The organism is Litorivita sp. NS0012-18, from assembly GCF_040371945.1.
GTDB lineage: Bacteria > Pseudomonadota > Alphaproteobacteria > Rhodobacterales > Rhodobacteraceae > Litorivita.
This window is the reverse complement of sequence record NZ_BAABWS010000003.1, coordinates 58971-75732: the sequence shown is the minus strand read 5'-3', so window position 1 is coordinate 75732 and position 16762 is coordinate 58971. Positions and strand designations below refer to the sequence as shown.

Sequence of the window (16762 nt, the reverse complement as noted above, 5' to 3'; positions counted from 1 at the left end):
GGCTTGTTCGCTTACCATTGGCCCTCCAAAGGCGGCAACGCGGACAAAGCGTCATTTCGCTGCGACAGCGCCAAGGTGTGGTATTGTTTTGCACCAGTGTTTCTCGCTACGTTCTACCCATGCAAAATGCCGAGGTTCCTTTTTTTCCGCCTGTCACATCCCGGACCCATGAGGTTTGTGGAGCAGGTGCGTATATGTTTGCCTTTGCGCTTACTGCACGATTGGCTCGCCACACACTCTGGGTTCGCGAGAATTGGGATAATGCCCAAATCAACCCAATAGGTTTTGCTGATTTCGTAGACCCTTCAGCGCTGACCACCTGTAACACCACAAATCAAACAGAAACGCTTGCAGTTGCCGAAGAGGCCCTGCGATTTGGCGTTGTATCGCCAGTGATCATGTCTCTGCATAAGCCTTTGGGTTTGACTGACGGGCGGCGGTTGCAGCTTGCGGCGAGGGATGGGAAAAGTACAGGGCTCGCAATTATTCCAGAAGGCATGGGCAGCAATGCGGCTGAAACGCGATGGCGTTGTAGCCCGTTGTTCGATCCCAAAGACTCGACTCTGCAGCGGTGGGAGCTTATTAAGAACAAATCAGGAACATTGGGTGTTTGGCATGTTCGATGGGATACAGCGTCGCGTCGTATCATTATGGTTTCCCCGGCTCGCAAGTGACCGGGTTTTACGCCAGCGCCCAATCGAAGGGCCTTTTGCCTTGACGCTGAAGCAGAAGAACGCCAACCGGATTTACTGCCTGAATACCGCAGCGACACAGCAGGGCCTATATAAGGGAATGCCCTACGCGGATGCGCGAGCCTTTTGTCCAAACCTGCAAAGCCAGATGGCGCAACCTGAGCAGGACCAGAGATTTTTACAAAGGCTCCGTCGCTGGGCAACGCGCTACTGTCCATGGGTGGGGCTAGAGGGCGCGGATGGTCTGGTGATGGATGTCACCGGCTCAGCGCATCTATTCGGCGGGGAGGCCGCCATGCTGACCGACATACGCATGCGCCTGATGCGCGCTGGGATTTCGGCACAGATCGGTCTGGCAGATACGCGTGGGGCAGCCTGGGCATTAGCGCATTATGGTGAAGGGGTCGCGCCGAGCGGTGAGGCACTGGCTGCCCTGACAGCCCTACCGGTTGCGGCCTTGCGGATCGAAGACAATATATCGATCACGTTACAGCGCCTAGGCTTGCGCAGTATTGGTGACTTGGCTGGGGCCGCGCGCGGCCCTCTGACACGCCGGTTTGGGCCTAGCCTTTTGCTGCGTCTGGATCAGGCTTTGGGTACGCAGCCCGAAGAGATTTCGCCTCACGCTGAGCCTCCGCATTACGCGGCTCGCATGACCTTGCCTGAACCAATTGGCTTGCTTTCAGATGTGATGGCTGGTGTGGAAAGGCTGCTTGTTCAGCTCTGTGCGAAGCTCAAAACACATGAGGTGGGGGCGCGGGGCTTGTGCATAACACTGCGACGGGTGGATCAAGAACGGCAACAGGTTGATCTTCGGCTAGCGCGTCCTCTACGCGACCCTCAGCGCATTCTGCCGCTCTTTGAGCGAGGGCTGGGCGAGATTGATGCAGGCTTCGGCATTGATCAACTGCGGCTGGAAGCTACACAAGTAGAGGCCTTGTCGGTGCAGCAGATCAGCCATGTCGCTGACGGCGGAAAAGACAAATTGGATGATTTGATCTCGCGGTTAGGCACCCGGATCGGGCTGGAAAACATTCAGCGTTTCTTACCAGCCGATAGCCATATTCCAGAACGTAGTTTTATCACCGCCCCGACGGCCTATTCTGAACCCGCCAGCGGTTGGAGCACCCCACAACCTCGCCCGATTTGCCTGTTTGCACCTGAACCGATTGCAGGCCACGGATCACAGCCACCAAAGCGATTTAGATGGCGGCGGATCCCCTTCACCACAGGCCGTGCCACTGGCCCAGAGCGCATTATGCCTGAATGGTGGCTTGAGGATGACAACTGGCGTTCTGGTATGCGGGATTATTGGCGGGTGGAAACCACACAGGGGCGACGGCTCTGGCTATTTTATACGCCGCAGAATCCCGGCTGGTTTGTGCAAGGGGAGTTCGCATGATCGAGGGCAATCAGGCCCACCGCTCGGTGGACGCGGATCGGCGGGATCTGTTTGAGGCCCATGCGCAAGCGCAAGACTATGCTGAGCTTTGCGTGACCACGAATTTTACATTTCTGGTCGGGGCCTCCCACCCAGAAGAGCTAGTCGTGCGTGCGGCTGAACTGGGCCTGTCGGCGGTTGCCATCACCGATCATAATTCTTTAGCGGGGGTTGTGCGGGCGTGGTCAGCACTCAAAGAACTGAAACGCGAAACCGAAGAGGCTTTGCACATACGGTCACATAAGCGGGTGGATTCCTCCTCTCGGCAGGCTATAGGGCCTAGCACGCCCCTTGATAAACCTATCATGGCAAAGCTGCCCAAGCTTATTGTCGGCTGTCGGTTGTCTTTGCAAGACAGCGCTGTGGATTGGGTTGCCCTGCCACGAGATCGAGCAGCTTATGAGCGCCTGACGCGCTTGCTCACTTTGGGTAAACGCCGCGCGGATAAAGGGCAGTGTCATCTTTACATTAAAGATATGATCTCGGCCTGCAAAGGCATGATCCTAATCGCGTTACCCCAAGGGTCGTTAGGTGAGGCCGTGCCTGAAATTCGCCAAATGGCCCGCAAGTTTCCTCACAACGTCTTCTTAGGAGCGGCTCCTAAGTATGATGGTAGTGACCAAGCTTATCTGAGGTCTTGCGCACATGCGGCATTACAGACTGCGGCTCCGATGGTGGCGGTGGGGGATGTGCTGATGCATCGCGCCAATCGTCGGCAACTGGCTGATGTTCTGACCTGTATGCGTGAGCATATCACCATCGATGAGATCGGTAGGCGTGCGCTGCCCAATGGTGAGCGCCGCCTTAAGGCCGGGAACGACATGGCGCGTCTTTTCCGTGATCATCCGGCTGCCCTAAGGCGGACATTAGAGATTGCCGACAAATGCAGCTTTGATCTTGGTGAACTGTCTTATGAATACCCACATGAACAATCGGAAGGGGAAACCCCACAGATCCGTCTGGAACGGCTTGCCAAGGAGGGGTTGAAGCGCCGCTACCCAGATGGCCCGCCCGAGCGGGCGCTGGAGCTGATGGCAAAAGAGCTGGCGGTGGTGCAGGAATTGAACTTTCCCGCCTATTTCCTGACCGTGCATGACATTGTGCAATTCGCCAAATCTCAGGGGATTTTGTGTCAGGGGCGCGGGTCTGCGGCCAATTCCATTCTGTGTTATCTTTTGGGCATCACCGATGTCAGCCCAGACACGATCGCCATGGTGTTCGAACGGTTTGTCTCGAAATACCGCGGGGAGCCGCCGGATATCGACGTCGATTTCGAACATGAGCGGCGCGAAGAGGTGATCCAGTGGATTTACCAAAAATACGGCCGCCACCGCGCCGGACTTTGCGCCACCGTGATCCATTTTCGCACCCGCGCCGCCATCCGCGAGGTGGGCAAGGTCATGGGGCTTAGTCAGGATGTGACCGCAGGCCTGTCCAGTCAGATATGGGGTATGACCGACGGCGGCGTTGATATGGACCGCATTCGCGAGCTGGGCCTTGACCCAAATGACCGCCGCCTGATGCAAACCATCCGCCTGATTGGCGAGATCATCGGTTTTCCACGCCACTTGTCGCAACATGTGGGAGGCTTTGTTATCACAGCAGGACGGCTGGATGAACTCGCCCCAATTGAAAACGCCGCTATGGAAGATCGCACCGTCATCTGTTGGGACAAGGATGATATCGACGCTTTGGGTATTCTCAAGGTGGATATTCTGGGGCTTGGGATGCTCAGCTGTATTCGCAAGGCTTTTGCACTGATGCAGGAACACGACAATATCAGCCACAGCATAGCCTCGGTGCCTCAAGGCGATGGAGCCACCTATGACATGCTATGTCGCGCTGATGCGATTGGTGTCTTTCAGGTGGAAAGCCGGGCGCAGATGAATTTCCTGCCCCGGATGAAGCCCCGTGAATTTTATGATCTGGTGATCGAGGTCGCGATTGTCCGCCCCGGCCCCATCCAAGGCGATATGGTGCAGCCCTATATCCGGCGGCGAAACGGTCAGGAAAGCGCAGAGCCCTTCGGTCCTGCTCTGGAAGAAGTGACCAAACGCACGCTGGGTGTGCCGCTCTTCCAAGAGCAGGCCCTGAGAATCGCCGAAGTCGGCGCGGGCTTCACGCCCGAAGAGGCCGATCATCTACGTCGCTCACTGGCGTCGTTCCGGCGCATGGGAACGATTGGCACCTATCGTGACAAGTTCATCGCGGGGATGCTGAAGAACGGCTATTCGCCAGAAGTGGCGGAGCGCTGTTTTGGCCAGATCGAGGGTTTTGCCGATTATGGTTTTCCCGAAAGCCATGCCGCGGCCTTTGCCATGCTGGCCTATGTGTCCGCTTGGTTGAAATGCCACCACCCCGCGATCTTTGCCTGTGCTTTGCTGAATTCGCAACCCATGGGGTTTTATGCGCCCGCGCAGATTGTCCGCGATGTCCGTGAACATGGGGTGGAGACGCGCCCCATCTGCATCAACCATTCGGAATGGGACAATACGCTGGAACGCCGCCCCGATGGGGCTTTGGCACTGCGATTGGGCTTTCGCCAGATCAAGGGGTTCAAAGAAGAAGATGCAGGCTGGATCGTAGCAGCGCGGGGCAATGGCTATCCTGACCCACAGGCCTTATGGCTCCGCGCTGGGTTGCGCCCAGACGCGTTGACACGGCTGGCCGAAGCCGATGCGTTCACAGATAACGGGCTGACGCGGCGCGACGCATTGTGGCAGGTTAAAGCCATCCAAAGCCCCAACCCCTTGCCGCTGTTCAACGATCCGATTGATGGAGAGGCGATCCATGAACCCGCCGTCACTTTGCCTACCATGCATCTGGGCGAGGAGGTCGTCGAAGATTACGTCTCTACCCGCCTGACCCTGCGCGCCCACCCGATGGAGCTGCTACGCCCCAGCCTCCCCGGGCTTGTGACCCACGCTGCTCTGCAAGACATCCCGCTGGGGCGCTACAGCGTCTGCGGTCTTGTCATCACGAGGCAGCGCCCCGGCACGGCCTCCGGTGTGATCTTCCTAACGCTTGAGGATGAAACCGGCGTCAGCAATGTGGTGGTCTGGCCCAAGGTCTATGAACGGTTTCGGCGTATCGTCATGGGCGCGCGGCTCTTGCGTGTGACAGGCTATCTGCAACGCGAAGGCATCGTCGTGCACCTGATCGCGCAGGACATTCAGGACATGTCGCATAAGCTTTTCGAACTGGGCCACCCAGAGCCAGAAGCCCTAACCACCGAAGGCCCTCGCGCCGACGACACACCCAAGCGGTCGCGCTATCCCTCCCGCGCCATGCATCCCCGCGACCAAGCAAAGCGCCTCTTTCCAAGCCGCGATTTTCATTGAAGCCGCCGTTCATGCCGTATGCAGAAATTGCTACTTTGGGCTCAGTCCTGCCGACCGCTGCGGGAACCATGAAGGCCTGGTCTTGATTGGCGAACAGCAATAGCCGCACGCCAACTTGGTACAGATGTCGATCCGTTCAGCAATGCTTAGCGCATCTTCCAGCTCAACGCCCAGATAACGCAATGTGCTATCGACCTTCGTTTGGCCCAACAAAGGTGCACGGCGCGGAGGTTCCCCGTCTTGCGGTAAATCTCCGCAGCTTTGGTCCAGCGCATCGAGTGTATTCCGTATCCGCTGGGTTCCAGGCCAATCGCTGTAACCCAGTCACGAACAAGTCGACCATATTGACGTGTTGAGATATGCGGGCGGTCGTGGAAACGGCTCGGAAACATGAACCGACACCCAATCATCTCAGGAGATCGCACCCACACTATGACGGTATCTCTTGTGTTTTCAGTGAGTTCGAACTGAACTGGCTTTTTGGTCTTTCTCTGGACTATTGAAACGCGTTCGCGAAGGCGGTCATCTTTGACCAAATCTGCCACGGCGAGTTTGACCAGATCACAGCCGCGCAGTTTGCTATCAATCGCAACGTTAAATAGCGCAAGGTCACGAAGACAACCCGAAAGTTCAAGCCGCGCACGGATCGCCCACACTTGTTTAGGAAGAAGGGGACGTTTTTGGCCGATGATCCGGCCCTTGTTCCAGGCTTTGTGTTTTGGGGTAACTGCGGGAAGTTGGACTCTTGGCATAATATGCCCTCCAATCCTCCCTCCAAACCCAGACATCGGCACCGCGCTGACAAAGAGAGCATAGCATCAAACTGAATGGCCGTTATCCGAAGCTGTTGGAACCCTGTTTCTCTGCCAGTGCATTCGTCCGCACAGAGCCCAACCTGAGGCATACTGCGCGGTCGAGGATTTTCTGGTGTCTGAATATAGCGGTCACTCGAATATAACAAAGTTGCAGGCGGCTCGTGCTGCCAACTGATATCAGGCGCGGAAAAGAGATGTGAATGGGAAAATTTCAGTTACGATGGCTAGTGGCCCGCGTGATTACGGGAGAAGTAGGAGGGTTGGATGCGCATTTGGAGGTCAATCTTTGCTATTGTTTTTGTGTTCGTGTTTGGGGGAACCATGAGTGAGGCCACAGCAGAAGAAGAGCGACTCCCAGCAGCTGAAGCCGTCCTATTCGCCTTACGTGATAGTCTCGGAGATCAAAAGGCTTTGGTTGACGCATTTGGAGCGCTTTATCCAGAAACCCATTTGCTGGAGCAAGGAACTGATCAGATTGTGCTCGATCTTTGGGCCAATGGACAGCCTTATGCATCCGTCTTCATGTTCCAGACGACCTCACCGAAAAGCACGACCGCAATCTTCAGTTATTGGGACCCGGATATCTTGGTTACACCTTTCGCAGCCGAAGCCGCAAAATGGGTGGAGATTGAGGTAGGCCCCTTGATGGAACAACCATCCGCACCCGACTTGCCTGTTACTATCGCGTCATCTGGCGAGCTATCGGTGAGGTTGTCACGGGTTGCTTCGGGCGAGGAAAGCCAGTTTGACATATCTTTTTCCCGTAGCGACTAACACGTTTGGGACCAGCATATTTGCCCGCTCGGCCTATCGAGGCAATGATCTCCGACCTCAAATGCCCGGTTTGGTCCGGCAGCGGTCATTTAGGTCTCTTAGGAGAATTGGCGCTTCGTCCGCGACCTGTAAGTTCGCCGCTTGATCCATGCTGCCACCTGCACGAATGGCCGGTTGTTCTGCTGCGTGACAGCATGAAGTTTTTCGCTCATGCCGCATTTCTCCCGCTGCGAGCGCACGCAGCATAAAAACAAAATGGTTGGGTCGGGCTCTTATCCGGCCTTCGCCGCACCCTCGCTGTGGGTCAAATACAAAACCCAGTAGAGCGGGAATTCATCCGAATATCATTTCAAAAGGAAATGGTGCTGTGAGAGAGGATTGAACTCTCGACCTCACCCTTACCAAGGGTGTGCTCTACCACTGAGCTACCACAGCACTGTCACGACGTATCGTGTGGGCGGCTGATTAGACGCAAATCAAACTTCGTGCAAGGGCAATCTGGACGGTTTTTTACATGTGCTTTACAGAGGGCATATGGATGGGAAAAAAACCACACATAAGCGGCCGAAAACCGGCCAAACCCGCGAGGACCGTTTGAAGGCGGCGCTCAAGGCCAATCTGGCGCGGCGCAAGGCGCAGGCGCGGGTGCGCGCCGAGGAGCGCAGCGCGCCCGATGATGCGGACGCGGGACATAATAGAGGCAGTGATCAAGGCGCGTGAGCGCGTTGGAAGGGTAAAGACATGGATTCGATTATCGTTACGGGCAACGGCCCGCTCAAAGGGCAAATTCCCATCGCGGGGGCCAAGAACGCCTGCCTGACCTTGATGCCCGCCACGCTTTTGAGCGAAGAGCCTTTGACGCTGACCAATGCGCCGCGCCTGTCGGATATCAAGACCATGACCGATCTGTTGCAATCCTTGGGCGCCGAGGTGACCTCGCTCCAGGGCGGCAAGGTTCTGGCGATGTCGAGCCACAACATCCACAACCACACCGCCGATTACGACATCGTGCGCAAGATGCGCGCCTCGATCCTTGTGCTGGGTCCGATGCTGGCGCGGGACGGCCATGCGGTTGTCTCGCTTCCCGGCGGCTGTGCGATTGGCGCGCGGCCGGTGGATTTGCACCTCAAGGCTCTGGAGGCCATGGGCGCCGAGCTGGAACTCAAGGAAGGCTATGTCCATGCCAAGGCCCCCAAGGGCCTCAAGGGCGGCATCGTCGATTTTGCTTTTGCCTCCGTGGGCGCGACGGAAAACGCATTGATGGCCGCGACATTGGCCAAGGGCACCACCGTTTTGAACAATGCCGCGCGCGAGCCGGAGATCGTCGATCTGGCCGATTGCCTGCGCAAAATGGGCGCGCAGATCGAGGGCGACGGCACCTCGAGCATCACCATCCAAGGCGTGGACCGTTTGAACGGCGCCACCCACCCCGTGGTCACCGACCGGATCGAGCTTGGCACCTATATGCTGGCCCCTGCGATTGCGGGCGGCGAGGTCGAACTTTTGGGCGGACGGATGAACCTGATCGGCGCGTTTTGCGAGAAGCTCGACGAGGCGGGGATCGAGGTCACCGAAACCGAAGCAGGCCTCAAGGTGCGCCGCCGCGGCGAGCGTGTCAAAGCCGTCAATGTCGTCACCGAACCCTTCCCCGGTTTCCCGACAGATTTGCAAGCGCAGATGATGGCGCTTTTGTGCACCGCCCAAGGCACGTCGGTGCTCGAAGAGAAAATCTTTGAAAACCGCTTTATGCATGCGCCCGAATTGATCCGCATGGGAGCGAAAATCGACGTGCATGGCGGCCATGCCACGGTCACCGGCGTGGACCGGCTCAAGGGTGCTCGGGTCATGGCGACCGATTTGCGCGCCTCGGTCTCGTTGATTTTGGCCGCTCTGGCGGCCGAGGGCGAAACCGTGGTCAGCCGCGTCTATCACCTTGATCGCGGCTATGAGCATGTGGTGCGCAAACTCTCGGCGGTGGGCGCGAAAATCGAGCGGGTCTCGGACAAATGAGCCGCAAGGACGCCAGTTTCGAGGACGGGCGCGAATCCGCGCTGAACCTTGGCGCGCTGGACGTCGAGGACCTCAAAGTGGTGTCGGCGCTGGCGCAGGACGCGGTGTTTACGGGCAATGACATGACATGGCAGCCGCGCAAGCGGCGCTTTGCGCTCTTGCTCAACCGGATGCGGTGGGAAGACGCGGGCGCGGCGCGCCATGGCCCCGAACGGGTGCAATCCGTGCTCAACTTCGATCAGGTGCTCGCCGTGGCCTCGCAAGGGGTCTCGCGTGGCGACGCCGATGAGGTTTTGTCGCTGTTGTCGGTGGAGTTCGAGGCGGGCAGCGAGGGCGCGGGCCATGTGATTTTGACGCTGGCGGGCGACGGGGCGATCCGCCTGTCGGTCGAGGCTTTGGAAGTCACGCTCAAGGATGTCACCCGCCCCTACGCGGCCCCGTCGAAAAAAATGCCCCGCCATCCCGATTAATTTCGACGGAGCCGCGCGCGCGGCGCGTATATCCCCCACCAAACAAAAAATTGAACGTGAGGGACTTGTTTTGAAACTGCTTTATATTTTTGCCGCGCTGTCGCTGTTGCTGGGCGCGTTGATTTTCGGATTTTTCTACGCTTGGATTTGCTCGACCATGTGGGGGCTGGACGCGATTGACCCCAATGTGGCCATCGCGGCGATGCAGGGGATGAATGCCTCGGTGCGCAACGCGGTGTTTGCGCCCGCGTTCTTCGCCACGCCTTTCGTGATGCTGGCCACCGCCGCCTTGGCCCGCCGCCAAGGGCTGGGCGCGGCGGCGGGGGCGTTCGCGCTTGCGGGGCTGGTGTATTTTTGTGGCGGGCTGCTTTTGACCATGTCGGTGAATGTGCCGATGAACGAGGCCTTGGCCGAGGTGGCCGCGCCGCTGCCCGAGGCGCAGGCGCGCGCGGTTTGGGCCGAATATTCGCCGCGCTGGCAGCTGTTCAACAGCCTGCGCACGGGGGCGTCGGGGGTCTCGGTGGCTTTGGCGGCTTTGGGGGTGTTCATGCTCGGGCGCGCCTCGGCGGCCCGCGCCTGAGGCTGGCGATCAGGGCCTTCGATCGGGGCACGCGATCGGGGCCTGCCATCGGGTCACGCGATTGAGGCTTGGCGCATAAGGCTTGCGCCCCGCCCCGCGGCCCTGCCCGATGGCTCCCCCTTTCTCACCTGCCCTACTGCCCTGCCCCGCGCGGCCATCTGCACGCGGGGCTTGAGGCGCGCGGGCGCGGGCGCTATGTGCAAAGGCGCAAGTTCCGGAGACCCCAATGCCGATTTTCCTCGACGCGACCGATCCCGATTTCGAAACCGCCTTTGCCGCCCTTTTGGGGGCCAAGCGCGAAGACAGCCCCGATGTGGACGATATCGTCGCGCAGATCATCAAAGACGTGCGCCATCGCGGCGATGCGGCGGTTCTGGAACTGACGGCAAAGTTCGACCGGCTGGACTTGAGCGCAGAGACAATGCGGTTTTCGGCGCAAGAGATCGACGACTATTGCGCCCAAGTGGGCGAGGATGAACGCGCCGCTTTGGACCTCGCTGCGGCGCGCATCCGCGCCTATCACGCGCGCCAGATGCCGCAAGACCAGTCATGGACCGACGAGGCGGGCGCGACGCTTGGGTGGCGCTGGAGCGCGGTGTCGGCGGCGGGTCTATATGTGCCTGGCGGATTGGCGAGCTATCCCTCGTCGGTCTTGATGAACGCCATCCCCGCCAAGGTCGCGGGGGTCGAACGTTTGGCGATCTGCGTGCCGACGCCGGACGGGGCGGTGAACCCTCTGGTCTTGCTGGCGGCGAAAATCGCGGGCGTTGACGAGATTTACCGCATCGGCGGCGCGCAGGCGATTGCGGCGCTGGCCTACGGCACGCAAACCATTGCGCCGGTTGACAAAATCACCGGCCCTGGCAATGCCTTTGTGGCGGCGGCGAAACGGCGGGTCTTTGGCAAGGTCGGCATCGACATGATCGCGGGGCCTTCGGAAATCTTGGTCATTGCCGATAAGGACAATGATCCCGACTGGATCGCGCTCGATTTGCTCAGCCAAGCCGAGCATGACGAAAGCGCGCAATCCTTGCTGATCACCGATGACGCCGCTTTTGGCCGCGCGGTGGCCGCAGCGGTGGACAAACGGCTGCAAACGCTGGAGCGGCGCGCTATCGCGGGGGCAAGCTGGCGTGATTTCGGCGCGGTGATCACCGTGGCCGATCTGGGCAAGGCGGCCGAATTGTCGAACCGCATCGCGCCCGAACATCTTGAGCTTTGCGTCGCGGACCCCGCCGCCTTGGCGGAAAAATGCGTGCATGCGGGGGCGATCTTCCTTGGCGCCTATACGCCCGAAGCCATCGGCGACTATATCGGCGGGCCGAACCACGTGTTGCCGACCGCGCGTTCGGCGCGCTTTTCCTCGGGCCTGTCGGTTCTGGACTTCATGAAACGCACCACATTGGCGCAAATGACGCCCGCGGCGCTTGGCGCTATTGGCGCTGCGGCGCAATGTCTGGCAAACTCCGAATCGCTAGAAGCGCACGGGCTGTCGGTGCGCGCGCGTCTTGACCGGTTGAACGAGGGGTAGAAGTATTATGTCGCATATCAGCCATATCGAATTGGACGATGCGGGCCTGCCCCCGCCGACGCCGGAGATCGAACAAGAGCGCAAGGTCGCCGTGTATGATCTGATGGAGCAAAACAGCTTTGATCTGCCCAAACGCGACGACCGCGTGGTGCCAGACGGCCCCTACCGCGTCGGCCTGTCGATCCGCGAAAAGCGTCTGGTGTTTGACATCCGCACCGATGGCGGCGATCCGGCGGCGGAATTCCACCTGTCGCTGTCGCCCTTTCGCCAAGTGGTCAAGGATTACTGGGCCATCTGCGAGAGCTATTTCGACGCGGTGAAAAACATGCCGCCCAGCCAGATCGAAACCATCGACATGGCGCGGCGCGGCATCCACAACGAGGGCGCCAATGTGCTCGCCGAGCGGCTCGAGGGCAAGGCCGAGATCGACCATGACACGGCGCGGCGGCTCTTTACCCTGATTTGCGTTTTGCATTTCGGAGGCTAGGCGTGACGCAAAGCCTGCCCCAATCCATCCTGTTTTGCTGCGATCACAACGCGGTGCGCTCGCCCATGGCCGAGGGCATCATGAAGAAATTCTACGGCGCGGGCACCTATGTGCAATCGGTCGGGGTGATGAATGATCTGGAAATCGACGGATTTGCCATCGCCGTGTGCCAAGAGATCGGGGTCGAGCTGTCGCGCCACCGCTCGCGCAGTTTCGAGCAGATGCAACAATGGGGCGATGATCTGTCCTCCTTTGATCTGGTGGTCGCCCTGTCACCGGCCAGCCAACGCCAAGCGCTTGAACTGACGCGGGTTTTTCACCTAGAGGTCGAATATTGGCCGATCATGGACCCGACCGGACTGGGCGAGAGCCGCGAGGCAAAGCTGGCCTCCTACCGCCAGAGCCGTGATCAGATCATCGCCCATTTCGTTGAGCGCTGGGGCGAACCTGCGGCCTGACGGCGGGCTTGCCCTCGGGGCCAAAACCGGCCCTAATCGGCGCGACCGCCCCACCGAAGGATGCGCCATGAAAATCGCCGCTGCCGCCTACCCTGCCCAATGGTTGCCCGATTGGGCAAGCTATGTCGCCAAACTCACCTCTTGGTGCGAAGAGGCCGCGCAGAACGGCGCCGATCTTTTGGTCTTTCCCGAATATGGCGCGATGGAGCTGGCCTCTTTGGCGGGCGCGGCGGCGGCCGCAGATATCGCCAGCGCCAGCGCGGCGGTCTCGGATATGATGCCACAGGTGTGGGACCTGCATGCCGGTCTGGCGCGGCGTTTGGGGGTGCATATCCTTGCCGCCTCGGCCCCCGTCGCGGCGCAGGGCGGATTGGTCAACCGCGCGGGCCTGTTTACGCCGCAGGGCAAGGCCGGATTTCAGGACAAACAGATCATGACCCGTTTCGAGCGCGACGATTGGGCGGTCTCGGGCGGCGCGCCCCTACAGGTGTTTGACACGGAACTGGGCAAGATCGGCATTCTGATCTGTTACGACAGCGAATTCCCGCTTCTGGCGCGCGCCTTGGTCGAGGCGGGGGTCGAATTGATCCTTGTGCCCTCCTGCACCGAGGCGCTGGAGGGCTATTGGCGGGTGCGCATCGGCGCGATGGCGCGCGCGCTGGAGGGGCAATGCGCTTGCGTCATGGCCTCGCTCACCGGCGGGGACGCGCGCATCGCGGGCATCGAGAGCCAAACCGGCATGGGCGGCATATTCGTGCCCCCCGATCGCGGCATGCCGCCCACGGGGGTCGTGGCCGAGGGGCAGATCGGCAGTGATGGCTGGACCTATGGCGAGGTGTCGCTCGGCGCGCTGGCCGAATTGCGCCGCGATGGCAATGTATTGGGCCTCAAACACTGGAGCGAACAGGCGGATCGGTTGAACATCACGCAAGTTTCGCTGCGTGCGGGCAGATAAGCCTTGAAAATCGGGAAAAATGCGCCCATTTACTGCGACGACCCGCAAACGGAGCGGTGAATTAACGATGGAGAGAACATGGCCAAGGAAGATACGCTCGAATTTCCCGGTGTCGTGAAGGAACTCCTGCCGAACGCGACATTCCTGGTCGAGCTGGAAAACGGCCATACGATCATCGCACATACGGCAGGCAAGATGCGCAAAAACCGCATCCGCGTTCTTGCAGGCGACAAGGTTCAGGTCGAAATGACCCCCTATGATCTGACCAAGGGTCGGATCAACTACCGGTTCAAATAATCCCATGTGCGCACTGACGTGGCGCGCCGCCCGCGATGCAGGCCTTGGCCCACAGGTGCGCACATGAAACTTATCCTCGGTTCCGGCAGCCCGCGCAGGCGCGAATTGCTCGCGCAGATCGGCGTTGTGGCCGACGACATCCGCCCCCCCGACATTGACGAGACCCCCGCCGCGCGCGAATTGCCGCGCCCCTATTGCGCGCGTATGGCGCGCGAGAAGGCATTGGCCGTTGCGGCGGATGCGGGCGATATTGTCCTGTCGGCCGATACCACCGTGGCATTGGGGCGGCGTATTCTTGGCAAACCGGCCGATGCGGGCGAGGCGGCGGAGTTTTTGCTGGCCCTGTCGGGGCGGCGTCACCGCGTGATCACCGCCGTGGCGGTGCGGCGCGGCGATAAAATCTGGGAACGCGACGTTGTGACCACGGTGCAGATGAAGCGCCTGTCGGATGTCGAATTGAACGCCTATCTGGCCAGCAATGATTGGCAAGGCAAGGCGGGCGGATATGGCATCCAAGGGCCCGCGGGCGCTTTGATCCCGTGGATCAACGGCTCGTTCACCGCCGTGGTCGGATTGCCGCTTGCCGAAACCGCCACGCTGCTGACAGCGGCGGGCTACCCGATGTGGAAGGAGCGCCTATGAAAGGCCGGATGATCGTGCTGGACCATTATCAGGGCCGCGAGGCGGCGGCCTTGATGGAGGACGGGCGTTTGATCGACCTGTTGATCGACGCCGATGCCCCCCGCCCCGGTGCGATTTACCGCGCCATCGCCGACCGCCCCGTCAAAGGCCAAGGCGGGATGTTCATGCAAACCCCTGACGGCACAGCCTTTTTGCGCCAGATCAAGGGATTGCGTCCGGGGCAGCCGCTTTTGGTGCAAGTCACCGGATATGCCGAAGAGGGCAAAGCGATCCCCGTGACCGAACGGGTGCTGTTCAAAAGCCGCTATGCGATTGTCACCCCCGATGCGCCGGGGCTGAATATCTCGCGCAAGATCCGCGACGAGGACAGCCGCGATCTGCTGCTCGGCATCGCCCATGAGGTGATGGCGGGGGCCGATATGGGCTTGATCTTGCGCTCCTCCTGCGAGGGGGCCGAGGCGGGCGAGATCGCCGAGGACATCGCCGCGATGTATGATCTGGCCGTGGCGGTGATGGGCGACGCCGAGGGCGGCGCGGAGGCGCTGACCGAAGGGGACGGCCCGCATGCGGTGGCATGGCGCGACTGGACCGAAGAGGCGCAGGTCGAGACCTTCGAGGGCAGTTTCGAGGCCCATGGCGTGTTGGACGCGATTGACGCATTGGCCGACAGCTATGCGCGTCTTGCGGGCGGAGCCTCGCTTTATGTCGAGCCGACCCGCGCCTTTGTCGCCATTGATGTGAACACCGGCGCCGATACCTCTTTGGCCGCAGGGACCAAGGCCAATATCGCCGCCGCCCGCGATGTGCCGCGCCAATTGCGCCTGCGCGGGCTGGGCGGTCAGGTGATCCTTGATCTGGCGCCGATGCCGAAAAAAGACCGCCCCGCCTTTGAAAGCGCCCTGCGCAAGGCGCTGCGCGAGGACGGGATCGACACGGTGATGGCGGGATTCACGCCGCTGGGCAACTACGAATTGCAACGCAAACGCGCCCGCCTGCCCTTGGCCGATCTGTTGGCCGAGGTGGCAGGAGGGGGCGCGCAATGAGCTGCCCGATCTGCGACGAAAAAACCGATCCGGCCTTTCGCCCGTTTTGCTCGCGGCGCTGCGCCGATATCGACCTGTCGCGCTGGTTCAACGGCAGCTATGCGGTCCCCTCGCGCGACCCCGAAGACATCGAAGCGGCCGCCGAGGCGCTGGAGGCCGAGATCGAAAAGGCCACGCGCAAACCGCACTGATTTTTTTGTCAAAAGCCTCTGGACAGCGCATCAACCCTCCCCTAGAACGCTCGCACCCGAACGCAATCGCGTTCTCCGGTGCCCGGGTAGCTCAGGGGTAGAGCAGTGGATTGAAAATCCTCGTGTCGGTGGTTCGATTCCGCCCCTGGGCACCATTTTTGCACATATGAATTGCTAATCGCTCCGGATGCTCTGGCGTTTGGGTCATGGCGTATTGCGCCCCGTTTTTGATGGTCGGCGGGCGGCGGTGCCTCTTGCCTGCTCCGAGTGCTTTGGCCCGCCATCGCGCGGCTCTCGAGGTGTTTGGGCAAGGCCCCGCTTGCCAGTGTCAGCGCGATCATGCGGCTGCTTCCGACGGCTCGGGCTGGCCCTGCGAGGCCCGTTTGCCAAGCGGTCAGGCATTTTGCGCGGAACTCTATGCGGCTTGGATCGCGTCTATGCGCATGAAATTTATCTGCGACGCCGGTCCCTTTAGCCGCTCACGTCTTCGTGAGGCGGCGTATTTTCCGCCCTTTGGGCTCCTCTCGGAGAGGTTGTATTATGGACATTTCACTCAAGCTGCTTATTATGGACCAACTTGTTAATTTGGGGCGGCGGCCTAGCCGTTGAGTTTATGCAAAAGCTTTATATCGCCGACGACAACCTCGAGTTCGCAAAATATCTTGCGTCGGTTGCCGAGGCGGAAGGATGGTGCGTTGAACTTTGCGCGAACGGGCGCGTGTTGATCGAGCAGCTACAGGTCGCGGACGGGCCTGCATTATTGCTTGTCGATATGAATATGCCCGACGTCGACGGGATCGAAGCCATCGAGGGCCTTGCGGATATCGACCTCCCGCTGCGGGTGCGCTTTATGACCGGCGCGATGGAAACCGCCCTTATTGCGGCCAAGCTCATCGCCGAAGCGCGCAGCATCACCGTCGGGCGCAGCATTTACAAGCCGGTCCCCCTCGACACGTTCCGCAAGATTTTGCGCGAAGAAGCAAACGCCCTGCAGCTTTCGAATTAACACAGGCGCGAAACCCTCGGGCCGCGCCT

At 60.2% G+C, this 16762-nt stretch carries 17 protein-coding genes, 2 tRNA genes and 1 pseudogene; 18 read left to right on the top strand and 2 right to left on the bottom strand.

The genetic code is table 11. The features are described 5' to 3' along the window. The first annotated feature begins 119 nt into the window (after positions 1-119). Genes ABWV64_RS13390 through ABWV64_RS13380 form a run of 3 tightly spaced genes read left to right on the top strand, consistent with a single transcriptional unit; the run spans position 120 to position 5474 of the window. Entirely contained in the window at positions 120-674 is a 555-nt protein-coding gene (locus tag ABWV64_RS13390; RefSeq protein ID WP_353346097.1) for an ImuA family protein, read from the top strand. Continuing rightward, positions 616-2094 carry a Y-family DNA polymerase gene (locus ABWV64_RS13385; protein WP_353346396.1) on the top strand — a complete coding sequence of 493 codons (1479 nt, stop codon included), beginning with the start codon at positions 616-618 and terminating at the stop codon, positions 2092-2094. Before ABWV64_RS13390 ends, ABWV64_RS13385 begins: the two co-directional genes overlap by 59 nt. Beyond that, the gene (locus tag ABWV64_RS13380) at positions 2091-5474 is read left to right on the top strand and encodes an error-prone DNA polymerase (RefSeq protein ID WP_353346095.1); all 3384 of its coding nucleotides are present in this window, start codon (positions 2091-2093) and stop codon (positions 5472-5474) included. Before ABWV64_RS13385 ends, ABWV64_RS13380 begins: the two co-directional genes overlap by 4 nt. A 123-nt stretch (positions 5475-5597) precedes the next feature. On the opposite strand, the pseudogene ABWV64_RS13375 reads toward ABWV64_RS13380, so the two are convergent. Next, positions 5598-6226: pseudogene (locus ABWV64_RS13375) on the bottom strand (tyrosine-type recombinase/integrase); the annotation flags it as partial. Between the two features lie 327 nt (positions 6227-6553). On the opposite strand from ABWV64_RS13375, the gene ABWV64_RS13370 reads away from it, so the two are divergent. Continuing rightward, positions 6554-7063: a hypothetical protein gene (locus tag ABWV64_RS13370; protein ID WP_353346093.1), complete on the top strand. Its 510-nt coding sequence runs from the start codon at positions 6554-6556 to the stop codon at positions 7061-7063. Positions 7064-7423: 360 nt separating this feature from the next. Here the strand turns inward: ABWV64_RS13370 and ABWV64_RS13365 are convergent. Continuing rightward, positions 7424-7498 (bottom strand) — tRNA-Thr (locus ABWV64_RS13365). Between the two features lie 99 nt (positions 7499-7597). Between ABWV64_RS13365 and ABWV64_RS13360 the strand changes: the two genes are divergently transcribed. The 14 genes from ABWV64_RS13360 (at position 7598) to ABWV64_RS13295 (ending at position 16733) form a co-directional block, all read left to right on the top strand. Next, positions 7598-7783 carry a hypothetical protein gene (locus ABWV64_RS13360; protein WP_353346091.1) on the top strand — a complete coding sequence of 62 codons (186 nt, stop codon included), beginning with the start codon at positions 7598-7600 and terminating at the stop codon, positions 7781-7783. 21 nt (positions 7784-7804) lie between these two features. After that, positions 7805-9073 (top strand): UDP-N-acetylglucosamine 1-carboxyvinyltransferase, encoded by a 1269-nt coding sequence (murA, locus tag ABWV64_RS13355; protein WP_353346089.1) that lies wholly within the window; start codon positions 7805-7807, stop codon positions 9071-9073. Beyond that, positions 9070-9543, top strand: a complete 474-nt coding sequence (locus ABWV64_RS13350; protein WP_353346087.1) for a DUF2948 family protein — start codon at positions 9070-9072, stop codon at positions 9541-9543. Before murA ends, ABWV64_RS13350 begins: the two co-directional genes overlap by 4 nt. A gap of 70 nt (positions 9544-9613) precedes the next feature. Beyond that, complete coding sequence (locus ABWV64_RS13345; protein ID WP_353346085.1) at positions 9614-10123, top strand: anthrone oxygenase family protein; 510 nt, start codon at positions 9614-9616, stop codon at positions 10121-10123. Positions 10124-10349: 226 nt separating this feature from the next. Further along, positions 10350-11654, top strand: a complete 1305-nt coding sequence (gene hisD / locus ABWV64_RS13340) for a histidinol dehydrogenase (protein ID WP_353346083.1) — start codon at positions 10350-10352, stop codon at positions 11652-11654. Between the two features lie 7 nt (positions 11655-11661). Continuing rightward, positions 11662-12141 carry a UPF0262 family protein gene (locus ABWV64_RS13335; protein ID WP_353346081.1) on the top strand — a complete coding sequence of 160 codons (480 nt, stop codon included), beginning with the start codon at positions 11662-11664 and terminating at the stop codon, positions 12139-12141. A gap of 2 nt (positions 12142-12143) precedes the next feature. Next, positions 12144-12599 (top strand): arsenate-mycothiol transferase ArsC, encoded by a 456-nt coding sequence (locus tag ABWV64_RS13330; RefSeq protein WP_353346080.1) that lies wholly within the window; start codon positions 12144-12146, stop codon positions 12597-12599. A gap of 67 nt (positions 12600-12666) precedes the next feature. After that, the gene (locus ABWV64_RS13325) at positions 12667-13554 is read left to right on the top strand and encodes a carbon-nitrogen hydrolase family protein (protein ID WP_353346078.1); all 888 of its coding nucleotides are present in this window, start codon (positions 12667-12669) and stop codon (positions 13552-13554) included. Between the two features lie 78 nt (positions 13555-13632). Beyond that, the gene (gene infA, locus ABWV64_RS13320; protein ID WP_085311012.1) at positions 13633-13851 is read left to right on the top strand and encodes a translation initiation factor IF-1; all 219 of its coding nucleotides are present in this window, start codon (positions 13633-13635) and stop codon (positions 13849-13851) included. A gap of 63 nt (positions 13852-13914) precedes the next feature. Then, positions 13915-14493, top strand: a complete 579-nt coding sequence (locus ABWV64_RS13315; RefSeq protein WP_353346075.1) for a Maf family protein — start codon at positions 13915-13917, stop codon at positions 14491-14493. Beyond that, positions 14490-15536 (top strand): ribonuclease E/G, encoded by a 1047-nt coding sequence (locus ABWV64_RS13310; protein ID WP_353346073.1) that lies wholly within the window; start codon positions 14490-14492, stop codon positions 15534-15536. The genes ABWV64_RS13315 and ABWV64_RS13310 overlap by 4 nt, the downstream gene beginning before the upstream one ends. Continuing rightward, the gene (locus ABWV64_RS13305) at positions 15533-15727 is read left to right on the top strand and encodes a DNA gyrase inhibitor YacG (protein ID WP_353346071.1); all 195 of its coding nucleotides are present in this window, start codon (positions 15533-15535) and stop codon (positions 15725-15727) included. The genes ABWV64_RS13310 and ABWV64_RS13305 overlap by 4 nt, the downstream gene beginning before the upstream one ends. An 80-nt stretch (positions 15728-15807) precedes the next feature. Further along, positions 15808-15882 (top strand) — tRNA-Phe (locus ABWV64_RS13300). A 458-nt stretch (positions 15883-16340) separates the two neighbouring features. After that, on the top strand, positions 16341-16733 hold the full coding sequence (locus ABWV64_RS13295) for a response regulator (RefSeq protein WP_353346069.1): 393 nt from the start codon (positions 16341-16343) through the stop codon (positions 16731-16733). The last annotated feature ends 29 nt before the right edge of the window (positions 16734-16762 follow it).

Excerpts from the sequence above, each read along its gene's own strand:
- ABWV64_RS13390 (WP_353346097.1), top strand. The coding sequence starts at position 120 with ATGCAAAATGCCGAGGTTCCTTTTTTTCCGCCTGTCACATCCCGGACC.
- ABWV64_RS13385 (WP_353346396.1), top strand. The coding sequence starts at position 616 with ATGTTCGATGGGATACAGCGTCGCGTCGTATCATTATGGTTTCCCCGG.
- ABWV64_RS13380 (WP_353346095.1), top strand. The coding sequence starts at position 2,091 with ATGATCGAGGGCAATCAGGCCCACCGCTCGGTGGACGCGGATCGGCGG.
- ABWV64_RS13370 (WP_353346093.1), top strand. The coding sequence starts at position 6,554 with ATGCGCATTTGGAGGTCAATCTTTGCTATTGTTTTTGTGTTCGTGTTT.
- ABWV64_RS13360 (WP_353346091.1), top strand. The coding sequence starts at position 7,598 with ATGGATGGGAAAAAAACCACACATAAGCGGCCGAAAACCGGCCAAACC.
- murA (WP_353346089.1), top strand. The coding sequence starts at position 7,805 with ATGGATTCGATTATCGTTACGGGCAACGGCCCGCTCAAAGGGCAAATT.
- ABWV64_RS13350 (WP_353346087.1), top strand. The coding sequence starts at position 9,070 with ATGAGCCGCAAGGACGCCAGTTTCGAGGACGGGCGCGAATCCGCGCTG.
- hisD (WP_353346083.1), top strand. The coding sequence starts at position 10,350 with ATGCCGATTTTCCTCGACGCGACCGATCCCGATTTCGAAACCGCCTTT.
- ABWV64_RS13335 (WP_353346081.1), top strand. The coding sequence starts at position 11,662 with ATGTCGCATATCAGCCATATCGAATTGGACGATGCGGGCCTGCCCCCG.
- ABWV64_RS13325 (WP_353346078.1), top strand. The coding sequence starts at position 12,667 with ATGAAAATCGCCGCTGCCGCCTACCCTGCCCAATGGTTGCCCGATTGG.
- infA (WP_085311012.1), top strand. The coding sequence starts at position 13,633 with ATGGCCAAGGAAGATACGCTCGAATTTCCCGGTGTCGTGAAGGAACTC.
- ABWV64_RS13315 (WP_353346075.1), top strand. The coding sequence starts at position 13,915 with ATGAAACTTATCCTCGGTTCCGGCAGCCCGCGCAGGCGCGAATTGCTC.
- ABWV64_RS13310 (WP_353346073.1), top strand. The coding sequence starts at position 14,490 with ATGAAAGGCCGGATGATCGTGCTGGACCATTATCAGGGCCGCGAGGCG.
- ABWV64_RS13305 (WP_353346071.1), top strand. The coding sequence starts at position 15,533 with ATGAGCTGCCCGATCTGCGACGAAAAAACCGATCCGGCCTTTCGCCCG.
- ABWV64_RS13295 (WP_353346069.1), top strand. The coding sequence starts at position 16,341 with ATGCAAAAGCTTTATATCGCCGACGACAACCTCGAGTTCGCAAAATAT.